Annotated in this window: 12 protein-coding genes and 1 rRNA gene; 7 read left to right on the top strand and 6 right to left on the bottom strand. The window is 68.7% G+C overall.

Going from position 1 to position 12,390, the window contains the following annotated elements:
- Positions 1–283 precede the first annotated feature (283 nt).
- Genes sitA5 through NR810_RS12830 form a run of 3 tightly spaced genes read left to right on the top strand, consistent with a single transcriptional unit; the run spans position 284 to position 2,524 of the window.
- Entirely contained in the window at positions 284–1,588 is a 1,305-nt protein-coding gene (gene sitA5, locus NR810_RS12820) for a SitA5 family polymorphic toxin (RefSeq protein WP_257451952.1), read from the top strand.
- A gap of 50 nt (positions 1,589–1,638) precedes the next feature.
- Complete coding sequence (locus tag NR810_RS12825; RefSeq protein WP_257451955.1) at positions 1,639–1,899, top strand: hypothetical protein; 261 nt, start codon at positions 1,639–1,641, stop codon at positions 1,897–1,899.
- A 7-nt stretch (positions 1,900–1,906) separates the two neighbouring features.
- Positions 1,907–2,524, top strand: a complete 618-nt coding sequence (locus NR810_RS12830) for a hypothetical protein (protein ID WP_257451957.1) — start codon at positions 1,907–1,909, stop codon at positions 2,522–2,524.
- Positions 2,525–2,691: 167 nt separating this feature from the next.
- Here the strand turns inward: NR810_RS12830 and NR810_RS52095 are convergent, their stop codons facing one another.
- Together NR810_RS52095 and glpD are read right to left on the bottom strand one after the other, a co-directional pair.
- Entirely contained in the window at positions 2,692–4,542 is a 1,851-nt protein-coding gene (locus NR810_RS52095) for a S8 family serine peptidase (RefSeq protein ID WP_306818087.1), read from the bottom strand.
- A gap of 183 nt (positions 4,543–4,725) precedes the next feature.
- On the bottom strand, positions 4,726–6,453 hold the full coding sequence (glpD, locus tag NR810_RS12845; RefSeq protein ID WP_257451959.1) for a glycerol-3-phosphate dehydrogenase: 1,728 nt from the start codon (positions 6,451–6,453) through the stop codon (positions 4,726–4,728).
- A gap of 314 nt (positions 6,454–6,767) precedes the next feature.
- On the opposite strand from glpD, the gene NR810_RS12850 reads away from it, so the two are divergent.
- Positions 6,768–7,193, top strand: coding sequence for a hypothetical protein (locus NR810_RS12850; protein WP_257451961.1), 426 nt, complete (start codon positions 6,768–6,770; stop codon positions 7,191–7,193).
- A gap of 23 nt (positions 7,194–7,216) precedes the next feature.
- Here NR810_RS12850 and NR810_RS12855 read toward each other — a convergent pair whose 3' ends face one another.
- Positions 7,217–9,175 (bottom strand): ATP-binding protein, encoded by a 1,959-nt coding sequence (locus NR810_RS12855; RefSeq protein ID WP_257451963.1) that lies wholly within the window; start codon positions 9,173–9,175, stop codon positions 7,217–7,219.
- Between the two features lie 230 nt (positions 9,176–9,405).
- On the opposite strand from NR810_RS12855, the gene NR810_RS12860 reads away from it, so the two are divergent.
- Together NR810_RS12860 and NR810_RS12865 are read left to right on the top strand one after the other, a co-directional pair.
- Positions 9,406–9,759, top strand: coding sequence for a DUF7577 domain-containing protein (locus NR810_RS12860; RefSeq protein ID WP_257451966.1), 354 nt, complete (start codon positions 9,406–9,408; stop codon positions 9,757–9,759).
- Positions 9,760–9,993: 234 nt separating this feature from the next.
- A complete protein-coding gene (locus tag NR810_RS12865) occupies positions 9,994–10,893 on the top strand; it encodes a tetratricopeptide repeat protein (protein WP_257451968.1) in 900 nt (299 codons plus the stop codon).
- A 141-nt stretch (positions 10,894–11,034) separates the two neighbouring features.
- Here NR810_RS12865 and NR810_RS12870 read toward each other — a convergent pair whose 3' ends face one another.
- On the bottom strand, positions 11,035–11,334 hold the full coding sequence (locus NR810_RS12870; protein WP_257451970.1) for a hypothetical protein: 300 nt from the start codon (positions 11,332–11,334) through the stop codon (positions 11,035–11,037).
- Between the two features lie 63 nt (positions 11,335–11,397).
- On the opposite strand from NR810_RS12870, the gene NR810_RS12875 reads away from it, so the two are divergent.
- Positions 11,398–11,601: a SlyX family protein gene (locus tag NR810_RS12875; RefSeq protein ID WP_257451972.1), complete on the top strand. Its 204-nt coding sequence runs from the start codon at positions 11,398–11,400 to the stop codon at positions 11,599–11,601.
- A gap of 29 nt (positions 11,602–11,630) precedes the next feature.
- Here the strand turns inward: NR810_RS12875 and NR810_RS12880 are convergent, their stop codons facing one another.
- Together NR810_RS12880 and rrf are read right to left on the bottom strand one after the other, a co-directional pair.
- Complete coding sequence (locus NR810_RS12880) at positions 11,631–12,077, bottom strand: hypothetical protein (protein ID WP_257451974.1); 447 nt, start codon at positions 12,075–12,077, stop codon at positions 11,631–11,633.
- A gap of 201 nt (positions 12,078–12,278) precedes the next feature.
- A 5S ribosomal RNA gene (gene rrf / locus NR810_RS12885) occupies positions 12,279–12,390 on the bottom strand; the annotation flags it as partial.

The following is a 12,390-nucleotide window of genomic DNA, read 5'->3' on the forward strand; positions in this document are numbered from 1 at the left end:
GCGGTCACTTCAATTGGAGTGCCGACGGTGGGTTGTCGCGCGTCCAGGGGCGGCCAGCAGGTGCGGCGGAGACTCCGGGTGTGTGCGCGTCGCCCCCCTGTAGGGTTGGCCAGCCCTCATCCTATCCTTCAGGCCTGTTTGTCCTGGGGGAAAGGCCAGCGCCATGGCGAATGAGCACCGGAGTCTTGGGGCGCGGGAGGGCGGCAGTACGCAGCTCGAGGCTCGGAGAGAGAGGGCGGGACGCGCGCCGTGGTGGGCGCCTGCAGGAGCCTTCGCCCTCATCGTGCTCTTCCTCTTCGCGGCGTGCGCGACGCACGCGCCGATGGCGGGCATGGGTGGAGTCCGTAACCGCACCTGGGAGGCGGCCCCCGAGGACGACGAGGCCCGGGGGGCGTCGGCGACGGAGCCTGGGCTCGAGGGCGCCGTCGTGTTGGACGTCGTGGTACTCGAGCCCGGGAAAGTGAGGACGCGGCCCGTCCCCATCACCAAGGCTGAGTTTCGGGAGAATGTGGAGCGCCTCGCGCGGGGCCGCCGACTCCAGGACGGGCCCCAGGAGGTGGCTGCGGAGGTCCTCAAGGTGCAGGAGGCGCTGCGCCAGGCCCGGGAGGCACGGCCAGTCTCGGACGTAGAGGCTGGGGGCAGATTCACCGCCGAGGGGGAGCCACGCGCTGACGGTGGCCGAGGGAGCGTGTACGCCATCCTGCCGGAGGAGCAGTGGGGGCAGGTCAAACTCGAGCCGCAGGCCGAGACCGAGCTCCGCGCGAGGTACGAGCGGTTTTGCATCGTTCGAGGGGGCGGGGACTGCCTCGGGCTGTTTGAGGATGGCCCATATCTGCGCTCGGACGACCGGAGCACTTTGGCCCTGGCCCTGGCGTTCGGCTCAGTCCTGGATGAGACGTTCGCGGCGCTGGGGCGAGAGGTGAGCCCCAAGGCGATCCTCGCTACGCTTTTGTGGACCGCGAGTTTCTATCTCGGATTGTGGCTTCTGCCTGAGCCAGCGACCAAGGGAGTTGCCGCCGTGCTCACGGTGGCACTGGTGGCTTGGCTGGGCATCGACACGGTATGGGGCCTCATGGATGGCTGGGCGGAGCTCGTCATGAAGGCGCGCGTGGCCACCACCTTCGACGAGCTGCGCGAGGCCGGGGCGGGTTTCGCCAAGGTGCTGGGGACGGATGCAGCCAGGGCGATGATCATTGCAGTGACGGCGCTGTCGGGGCGGACGCTGGCCGAGCTGGGTCCGGCGTTGCGCTCCCTGCCGGGTTTTCGGCTCGCGCAGGTGCAGCTCGCGGGGCAAGGAGCGCCGACGTTGGTGGTCGTGCGGTTGGAACAGGTCCAGGCGGTGGCGGCCTCTGCTGAGGGCGCCCTGACGATCACGGTAGGCCCCGAGGGCGCTCTCGCTGGCGCCATGATGAGCCGCAACAGCGGGGCAAGTACCAGCTCAAGCGGCTCTCCCGCTAACGAGGTGTACCGGCACCGCGGCGGTAACAGACAGGTAGAGAGGAATGGCGGGCGGTGGCACCTCTCCCACGAGGCGTGTCCGTCAACGACATTCCTGCCTCGGACCCCCTGGGTGACCAACTGCAGGTAGCGGCCAGGGAGGTAGCGGCCGGATGGAGTAAAGAGACATACGGGCCCAAGGTGACAGCGGCGATCCAGCGGATGCTGAAAAGAGGCCTCGTGCATCGCGCGGAGCTTCTTGAGCGCCAGGCGCGAGGACGTTGGGTAGAGGAGCAACTGCGGCTGCGCTTCCCTGATTTGACGTGGAATCGGAAGGGCGTTGACGTCACCGGCCCCTCAGGCCAGAAGTACCACTACGAGATTCTCTCGGACACCGAGTCGAACTTCGAGATTCATGGGCGGCGGATGGCGAGCACGTTTTTTCGTATGATCTTCTTCTGAGAGGCTCGTGACTCCGAACATCCACTACGAGAACAGAGAGATAGAAGGGGAGCGGTTGGAGCTGACGGATAACACCGCCATATATTGGCTCGGCCCGAGCATCACGTTGCGCCGGTGCACAGTCATCCTCGGTGTTCCGGGACGGTGGCTGAGCTTGGTGTCGGGACGGCTGATCGACTGTACCATCCAGGCGAAGCGCGAGCTCGTGGACTCTCGCTGGACAACGATGGGGTTGAAGGGCTGTCGTTTCAAGGGTCGGTTCAGCGGAAATGAGTTCGGGCACCGCCGCGGTCACCTGGACAACTGGGAGCTCGGGGGCGTCGAGGACTGTGACTTCTCCGAGGCTCGGTTGGATCTGTGCCGGTTTCACGGCTGCGACATGAGTACGGTTCGCTTGCCGAAATGGCCCTGCTTCACCATCGTGGACCCTCTCAAGTACGGGCCGGATCTGCTGAGCGTGCCGTGGCCTGGGGACTTTACTCCAGTCATCCTTGAGGGGCCGCTGAAGGAGCTGCCGTCCACGGTCGCGCGTACGTTCTACGCGCCGGCGGAGGCCAAACGCTCGGGCGCGACGCTGGAGGAGTTCAAGGCGGCAGTGGAGCGATTCGACTTCATCGTGCGATGAGGGAACGGTGCGAAACGAAGCGTACTCGGCCACTGCATTCTGGCGCCCGCGATTAGTGGAGTGTCCGGCAAATCCCTGGACATAGTCGTGGGGCTGGTTCCGTTCCCCTGGCTGATGGCGGGGTCAGACTCCCTGCGACTATGTCCAAAAGCTTCGCGGACACTCCACTAGTACGCCTTGGCCAGTTCCACGGCCTTCTGGGCCTGCACCAGGCCGTAGCCGAAGATGGGATCCTTGCCCTCGATGGACGTCGGCTCCGCGCTGTCGACGAGATCCCTCGCGCTCTTCTCGAGGATCTCCCGCACCTGGCCGGCGGTGAGCGAGGGCTTGGAGCTCCACACCAGCGCGGCCACCCCGGAGACGTGGGGCGTGGCCATGGAGGTACCGGTGCTGTAGGCGTAGTCGCTGCCCTTGACGCCCAGGCGCACGTTCTGGCCGAACTGGGCGCGGATGAAGGGCACGGTGGTGGTGGAAATGGACGTCACGGGCGGCCAGCTGGCGCGGCTGCCCAGGGTGAACGCGAGCGCGTCGTCATCGGCAGGGTCGTTGTTGCCGATGATGACGGCGCGAGCGCCCTGGGAGCGCACGTTCTTCACCTTGTCGGCGAACTTGATGTCGCCGCGGTCCACGTAGGCGACGAAGCCCTCGCAGGTGGCCTCGGGGCACGAGCGCAAGCCATTGCCCAGCCCGCAGTCGATGAGCTTGCCCTCGTACGTCTCGAAGGGGACGTAATCGAGCACGCTCGAGGTGTAGAACCGGCCCCCGGCCGACAGCTCCGCGTAGGGGGACTGGCCGCCGGGGTAGGTGGAGTAGACGGACTGGCCGGGAGCCACGAGGCTCAGGTGCTCGCCGCCCTGGGAGAACTTGGGGTGCTTCTCGGTGGAGGTCACCGCGCCCACCGCGAGCACGGAGGAGTAGGCGGACGGATAGACCTTGGACTCCGGGGAGGCCGTCTCACCGGCGTTGCCGCTGGCGGCGATGGAGAGCATTCCCCTGCCCTCGTCCCAGAGAGCATCGAAGGTGGCCTTCTCGTCCTCGTCCGGGTTGGGCGAGCCGAGCGAGAGCGAGGCGATCCGCGCGCCCTGCTCCTTGCACCACTTGACCGCCGCGATGACGTCCGAGGTGCGGCCATCGCCCCGCTCGTCGAGCACGCGGGCGATGAGGAGGGAGGCGCCGGGGGCCACGCCCACCATCCCCTGGGGGCTGAGCGTGTCGTCGTTGGGGTTCACATTGCCGGCGGAGCCGAGCTGGGCAGCGACGGTGCCCGCCACGTGGGTGCCATGGCCCCCGCCCCACTTGCCGGACGCGTCCTTGTCCTCGGGGTCCTCGTCATCGTCGACGAAGTCCTTGCCGCCGACGATGGCGGCCGCGAGCTCGGCGTGGTTCTTGTCGATGCCGCTGTCGATGATGCACACCTTGATGCCCGAGCCATTGGGGGCACCGGAGTCGAGCACGCCATCGTTGTTGGCATCCCAGACGGCGTTGGCCTGCACCATCTTGACGGCCCAGGTGTACTCGCTGGGGTTGCCGGTGGTGGAGCCGGGCGCGGCAAGCAGGGAGGACACGGCCAGCAGCGGGGAGCCGCCGAGCGCGCGCACCACCCGGTCCGGCTTGATGGCGGCGACGTCGGGATCCCTGGCGAGCTGGGCCTGCTCCTCGGGGGTGAGGGAGAGGGCCATGAGGTCCATCGAGGGCCAGTGGTACTTCATGGAGGCGCCCAGCCGCCGCACCTTCTGCTCGCGCTCGCGGGACACGGCGGCGGCGCGCACGCCGGTCTGCTTGCGGAAGCGCACGAGCACGCGCTCGCGGCCGGTGGCGTCGGAGGCGGGCGTGTCACCGCGCAGCGCGGAGGCGGCCGTGCCCACCGCCATGGCGGAGGTGGCATCCTCGAGGCCGCCCTGGACGACCAGCTCCGGGCACAGGGGCTGCTCCGTCTCGTTGGGCTCGACGACGATGGGCTCTTCCTTGCAGGCGGTCGTGCTCAGCCCCAGCAGGCCCAATAGAACCAATCGCCTCATGTCTCGCGTCTCCTTGCCCCGTCCGTGGGGGGGTGCACCGCCGGTGGCGGTACCGGGCGGAGGAACGGGCCCCGCCAACCTGTGGCGGTGGGGCCCATTCCCATTGAAGCACGGTAGGTCGTCCGCTCGCTGGGCGGTAGGGAGGGCGGGGGTGAATCCTCCCGGCGGGCGAGTTGGTGGACGTCAGCGCGAGGTGGGCTCGATGGCGAAGAGCCGCTCCACGTCGCGCGAGTAGTCGGCCAGCTGGCGCTCGACGGTGTCGGGGCTCCAGCCCAGGAGGGGGGCGATGTCGGCGGCGGCGATGCGGGCGGCGGCGCGGCCGAGGTCTCGCGTCTCGAAGGCAACCTTGAGGCGGCGCACGAGCAGGTCGGACAAAGTGTGGACGAGCTCGTGGGTGACGCCGTGGATGGCCTCGGCGCGGATGTAGGGGAGGCCGGGGGCGAGCGGCTCGGCGAGGGTGGGCTGCTCGCGGGTGAGGGCCCACACCAGGCGCCACCGGGAGCCGTAGGCATGCACGAGGTGGACGGCGGTGTCCTCGCGACCCACCTCGGCGCGAGCGGCGGCCAGCTCGGCGTCGAGCGAGGAGAGGTCGCCACCGGGAAGGGGGATGGAGCCGGTGGTGGCCTTGTGGTGGGGAACACCGAGGGCCTTCTCGACGGCGTCCACCGTGTCGCGGGCCATGACGCGGTAGGTGGTGAGCTTGCCGCCGGAGATGGCGAGCACGCCGGTGGGGCTGGTGTGGATGGCGTGCTCGCGGCTGGCGCTGTTGGCGTCGCCGTGTCCGTAGCCGCTGGCGACGAGGGGGCGGATGCCGGCCCAGGCGCTGACGACGTCCTCGCGGACGAGGTGGGCCTGGGGGAAGAAGCCGTTGGCGGAGGCGAGCAGGTAGTCCACGTCGGCCAGGCTGGCACGCACCTCGGAGGGGTGGGCCTGGGTGGCGGTCTCGGTGGTGCCGATGATGGTGTGGGTGCCCGCGGGGAGGATGAACATCACCCGGCCGTCGACGGGGGACAGGAGGGTGATGGCGCAGTCGGTGGGGAGACGCTCGCGGGGGACGGAGATGTGGACGCCCTTGGAACCGCGGACGGTGGAGGTGGAGCCGTTGGCATCGAGCTTGCGGATTTCATCGGACCAGGGCCCGGTGGCGTTGACGAGGACGCGGGCGCGGACGGTGAGCTCCTGGCCGGTGAGGGAGTCGACGACGGTGGCACCGCGGGCGCGGCCGTCCTCGAGCAGGAGCGCACGAACGGAGGCGTGGTTGAGGACGACGGCACCGGCCTCGGAGGCGCCGATGGCATTGGCGAGGGTGAGGCGGGCGTCATCGGTCGCGGCGTCGTAGTAGCGAGCGCCGCCGGTGAGACCGTCGGAGCGGAGGCCGGGGAGGAGCTCGGAGATCTGTCGGGCGTTGAGGCCTTGAGAGGCCTTCACATTCCGGAAGAGCGCGAGAGCGTCATAGAGCATGAGGCCGGCGGAGAGCTTCCAGCGGGCGATGCGGGCGCCCTTGTAGACGGGCCAGACGAAGGCGAGAGGCCGGACGAGGTGGGGAGCGAGACGGAGGAGCCGGTAGCGCTCGATGCTGGACTCGAAGACGAGCCCGAGGTGGCCGTGCTCGAGGTAGCGGATGCCGCCGTGGATGAGGCGGGAGGAGCGGCTGGAGGTACCGGAGGCGAAGTCCTCGCGTTCGACGAGGGCGACGCGGAGACCGCGGAGGGCGGCATCGCGGGCGATGCCACAGCCGGTGACGCCGCCGCCGATGACGAGGACATCGAAGGACTGGGAGGAGAGAGCGAGCAGGCGCTCGGAGCGAGGAGGGGGAGGCTGGGGAGGAGGCGAAGGGAGGGCCGGGACGGCGCCGGAGTCACCGCGGAGGGCGGGAGCGGGAGCGGTCTGGGCAGCGGGTTGAGGACGCACGGCAGGAGTGTAATGGCGAGGGAGCGACTGGGGCAGCAGGAAGCGAACGCGGTGCGTCAACAAGGGCGGAACAAAACCCCCTCTCCCTCTGGGAGAGGGCTGGGGTGAGGGTCTACGCAACACTTGGATCGTCAACCACCGTCAACAACCCCTCTCCTTCCGGGAGAGGGACGGGGTGAGGGTATCCGAGGCCCCGGGCTCCAACCCGAGCCCCCCGGGGGCGGGGGACTGTCGGGAAGGAGCCGGGAGGAATGCGGGAGAGCGGAGCCGTGCATACCTCCACGAGAACCCGAGGGGCCGGACGGAGGTGGCGCGTGAAGACGGTGACGTACGAGCGCAGCGGCAGGACGAACACGGGGGCGCAGGCGGTGCGGGTGGAGGGAATGAAACACCTGCGGGTGCTGGAGCAGGGCGAAACGGTGGTGGAGAGGGACCTGACGGAGGAGGAGATCCAAAGGCTGCAGCCGCTGTTGGAGGAGGCGGAGCGGCAACCAGCGCCGGCGGCCCTGCCGCCCGAGGCAGGAGGCCCGAGGGGGATGGCGGTGAGCCTGGCGTTCGAGGACGAGGAGACGCCGAGGGTGAGGCTGGGGTGTCACGCGGGCCAGCCGGTGAGAGGAGCGGGAGAGGCCTACGACGAGCTGCTGGCGGAGCTGGACGCGCTGCTGACGGAGGAGCTGCACGAGCGGGCGCCGAGGCATGCGCACGCGGTGTTGCCGCACGAGCTGCGACAGGAGGAGTAACCCGGGGGCCCGGGCAAGCCGGCTCAGACGGAGGGGAAGGAGCCGGAGAGCGGCTTGCCGTTGGGAGGGGGCTCGAGGGGAAGGGAAACAGTGAAGGTAGCGCCCTGGCCGGGAAGACTCTCGACGCGGATGTCGCCGCCGAGCGAGTCGACGATCTGCTTGCAGATCCACAGGCCGAGGCCGAAGCCGCCGAAGTGCCGCTCGGAGACGGCGCGTTCGAAGCGCTGGAAGATGCGGGCCTGGCTGTCGGGGGCGATGCCGATGCCGTGGTCGCGCACGGTGAGGCGAGCGGAGGAGCCCTCCTGGACGACGGCCATTTCGACGGGGTGGTGGGCGCCGTACTTGATGGCATTGGAGAGCAGATTGGTGACGACCTGCTCGAGGCGGAGCCGGTCCCAGCGGCCGATGATGGGGGGGCTGGGGTGGAGGACGAGCGAGCAGCCGGCGCCGGCGGCATCGGCCTCGGCGCGGGAGACGACGTCCTGGAGGAGGGAGGCGAGGTCGACGGTCTCGCGCTCGAGGGCGAGGCGGCCGGCACGGATGCGGGAGACGTCGAGCAGGTTGTTGACGAGCTGGTGGAGACGCTCGGCGGGGCGGAGGGAGGCCTCGACGCGCTTGCGAGCGGGGTGGGGATTGCCGTTGGCGTCGAGCGCCGGGAGCGAGCGCCACAGCAGCTGCAACTGGAGCTGCAGCGAGGTGAGGGGCGTCTTGAGCTCGTGTGAGGCGACGGAGAGGAAGTCGTCGCGAATCTGGAGGGCCTGCTGAAGGTCGGAGGCGAGGGCCTCGACCTCGCGGCGGGCGAGCACCTGTTCGGTGACCTCGGCGCACAGGCCCATGGTGCCGAGAATCTCCCCGTCGACGCCGCGCCAGGGCTGCCAGGTGAGGTCGAAGTACTTCACCTCTTGATGGCCGGAGCCGGAGAAGTCGGCGCGCAGGGGTACCTCGTGGCCGACGAAGGGAGTGCCCTTGCGGTAGACCTCGTCGAGCAACTGGACGAGGTGGGGGTCGAGCCCGGAGACGGTCTCGCGGACGGAGCGGCCGGGGGAGAGGCGCTCACCGACGAGGGTCTGTCCGAGCGGGTTGACGAGCTCGACGACGTGGTCCGTGCCGCGGGTGAGGCAGATGGCGACGGGGGCCTGCATGAAGAGGGTCTCGAGACGTTCGCGCTGGACCTCGGCCTCGAGGTGGGCGTCGTGCTCGCGGGCGAGGAGCTGGGCGCGCTCGCGGTCCTCGCGAAAGCGGGCGGAGATGTCGCGGAAGACGATGACGGTGCCGAGCCGGTGGCCGAGGGCATCGCGGATGGGGGCGGCGGTGTGCTCGATGGGGAGCTCGCCGCCGCGGCGGGGAAGGAGAAGGGCCTGGTGGCCGAGCTGGACGGGCCGCTCCTCGTCGGGGGAGAGGGAGACGGGGGCGAGGGGCTCGCGGGTGGAGGGGTGGACGAGCTGGAGGACGCGCTCGAGGGGCTGGCCGATGGCATCGAGCTCGCGCCAGCCAGAGAGGTAGGAGGCGACGGGGTTGATGAAGCGGACGAGGCCATGGGGGTCGGTGGTGACGACGGCGTCGCCGATGCTGCGCAGGGTGATGGCGAGCACGTGCCCATTGGCCTGGGCGGAGGCGCGAGCGACCTGGGCCTCATGGAGGGAGAGGCGGACGCGGGCGCAGACGAGGGTCATCAACGCGGCGACGCCGGTGAAGAGGGCGCTGGTGATGGTGTGGTGGGCGGAGGAGCCGGAGTCGCGGAAGAAGAAGCGGGTGGCCAGGAGGGAGAGGACGGTGGCGAGCGCACCGGGGCCGTAGCCGCCCAGGGAGGCGGAGAAGATGATGGCGGCGAGGAAGAAGAAGAAGGGAGAGGGGGCGAGCCAGGGCCAGAGGCACCACTGGAGGGCGAAGGCGAGGCCGGTGGCCAGCAGGGCCAGTGCGTAACGAGCCCAGGTGGAGCGGAGGTAGGGAGGGGAGTGGCTGTTGGCGGAGAGGAAGGCCAAGGAGCCCTCGGGGGAGGCCGGTGGGGGAGAGCGGGAGTCCGACGAAGGATGGACGGAAGACGGCCCCGGAGAAACCGGAGACACACGGGACCCATCCTGAGTGAGTTCGAGGCCGAGCACACATCCCCCCTGAGGGGGGAGAACTCTACCTGCTTGCCCGAGTGCACCACCAGGGAGGAGGCGGGAGGAGCCGGTTGCGGGGGGGCAGGCTCCGCGCCTAGAGAGAGCGCATGAAGCGAGTGCGGTTCTCGGTGCACCGGACGGTGGGAGAGGCAAGGCTGCTGGCGGGACTGCTGGCGGGCTCGGGGCTGTCGGTGGAGGTACGAGGCGAAGCCCTGGCGCCGCTGAGCGGAGAAATCCCGAGTACGGAGACGTGGGTGGAGCTGTGGCTGCCGCCGGAGGAGGTGGCGAAGGGGAAGGAGCTGCTGGCGGAGTTGGAGGAGGACGAGGAGAAGGCGGGGAGGACGGTGGAGTGCCCGGGGTGTGGGGAGGAGAACCCGGGGAACTTCGAGCTGTGTTGGAGCTGTGAGGAGGAGTTGCCGTCGTCGCGGGGGCCGAGGAGGAGACTGCGGGCGGTGCCGTGAGGGGGGCATTCCCCGGGGGTGGAGGAAGTAAGCCCGGCTGATTGCTGCGGGCACACGGTGTCGGGCATTGACCAGGGAAGCGGGCATCGAACCGTGCGGAGGGGTTGGCGAGTCTCTAGAGTCAGGGAAGCCGTGCAGAACGAACCTCCCGCCGAAGAGAGCCGGGGACACCGAGGCCCCGAAACCTCACAGGACCGACCGCGCAGGAAGCTGGATCGGAGCTGGAGGAGTCTGTTGATCGTCCTCGGGGTGGCGTTCGTGATCCACCTGATTCCGCTGTTCTTGCCGAGGAACATGCCGGAGCAGGAGCTGTCGATCGCGAGGCTGACGCCGGACGCGGCGCAGCGGGTGAAGGTGCTGAAACCGCTGAAGGAGAACGCGAAGGCGACGGCGGCGGACCTGAGGGAGGCGGCGGAGCTGCTGAGAGAGGGAGCGCCGCTGGACGCCTACGAGCTGGCGAAGGAAGCGGAGAAGAAGGACCCGAGCCAGGTGGAGACGCAGCTGGTGCTGGCGAGGATCTGCCATGGGCAGAGGATGAACCGATGCGAGGAGGAATCCTTCGCGAGGGCGGAGAAACTGGCGCCAGGAGATCCGAGGGTGGACCTGCTGAAAGCGGACTTCGAGGAGAGGAACGGGAACCTCGAGGGGGCGCTGGCGGCGGTGGAGAAGGCGTACGCAAAGGCGGGAGGGAGCGTGGGGGTGGGGGTGCGGTACGGAAGACTGTTGAGCGAGGCGGGGCGGTGGGACGAAGCGCTCCAGATATTGAAGGGGCTGGAGGGGGAGTTGGGAAGGCCGCAGGTGTTGGTGGAGGAGGGGTTGGTGAGGGTGAAGCAAGGGAGGATGGAGGAGGCGCGGGAGCTGTTTGGGGAGGCGGTGGAGGCGGATCCGAAACTGGTGATGGGGTACTTCCACCTGGGGATGACGGCATTCCAGATGGGGGACGTGGAAGGAGCGGAGGAGGCGTTGAGGGAGGCGGATCGCCTGGACATGTCGGACATGAGACCGCTGTCGGCGCTGTGTGAAATCCAGAGGCAGGCGGGGAAGACAGACGCGCAGAGGGTGACGCGGATGGACCTGGAGCGTCGCTTTCCGGAGCGGATGGCGGCGGTGAGAAAAGCCTGCCGAGCGCCCTGATCTCCCCCCTCTCCCTTCGGGAGAGGGACGGGGTGAGGGTATCGAGCATCCCAGGTTGAACCCCGAGTAAACCCCCTCTCCCTCTGGGAGAGGGTTGGGGTGAGGGTCAGCGTCGAAGAGCAGCGCCCACGAAGCTCCAGCTCACTCCTCGGGAATACCGCGGATCTGGCGGAGCAACCGAGCGGAGGACTTCACCTCGGCATCAACGGAGCCATCGGGAATCTCGGTGCGAACGACGGCCTGGAGGAAGGGAACGGCCTCGTCATCCCTGCCCTGGCCGACCAACAACTCACCGAGAGCCATACGGGCGCGAGTGAGCATGACCAGATCCTCGGCCTGGACGGCGGCATCGATGGCATCGCTCAAGGCGGACTCGGCGAGCTCGGGGCGGCCGCGAGCGAGGAGCTCACGGGCGCGCTGGAGGTGGCGGGAGACATCCATGGGGAGGAACCCAAGACACACGGAGAGGGACAACACGACCGGGGCCGGGTTATCCCAGGAGGTATGGACGCCGAGTCACGGATCGTGGAGCTGGAACTACGCTACATGCAGCAGCAGGAACTGCTGCAGGAGCTGAGCGACGCACTGTACGCGCAGCAGCGCGAGCTGGACGCGCTGCGAGCGGAGCTGGAACACGTGAAGAAGAAGCTGGAGGGAGAACCGGGCCTGGTGGATGCGCGGCAGCAGGAGAAGCCGCCGCACTACTGAGGGGGAACACCAGGCCCGGACTGGCGGACCTAGAACCGCCACCCGAGGCGGAGGCCGATATGGGGCCTGGGCTCGAGGTAGCCGAGCTCGACGCCGAAGGTAACGGACCGACCCTGGTAGCCGAAGCCGAAGGCGGCGTGGGCGCGGAAGGTATCGCCCTCGAAGAAGATCCACGGCCCACCGAGGAGCTCCACATAGATGGGAACCCGGCGGGGAGTGATGCGCAGGTTGAGGTCGAGGGGGATGCCCAGGGTATTGGGCTGGGTGGCGAGGAGGGCGCCGAAGCGGGTACCGATGGAGAGGGGGCCGAGGTCGACGAAGTCGACGGCGCCGGTGAGATGAAAGAAGGCGCCCGAGTCGAACTGATAGTCGCCGCCGAGGGTGAGGCGGAATTCAGTGGCCTCGGAACGAGCCGGGGCGAGGAAGACGGCGAGCGCGAAGAGACCACCGAGGAAGGGACGCAACAGCTGCTTCATGGAAGAGGCGCTCCTGGGCTTGAAGGATGGAATGCCAATCAAGCAAGCCTGGGGAGAGCTCGCCAGCGCGAAGATGCGAAACACAGGACGGGAGACACGACGCCCGGGAAGGACACACGCGGGACGCAGAAATCCAGTGATTCGAAAAGGCGAAGGCCCCGAGTTCTCACGTGATGTGAGGACTCGGGGCCTTCAAAAAAAATCCGGCAGCGACCTACTCTCCCGCGCGGTTTCCCGCGGAGTACCATCGGCTCTGGAGGGCTTAACTTCCGTGTTCGGGATGGGAACGGGTGGGACCCCTCCGACATTGCCA

The sequence above is a fragment of the Archangium lipolyticum genome, assembly GCF_024623785.1.
Lineage (GTDB): Bacteria > Myxococcota > Myxococcia > Myxococcales > Myxococcaceae > Archangium > Archangium lipolyticum.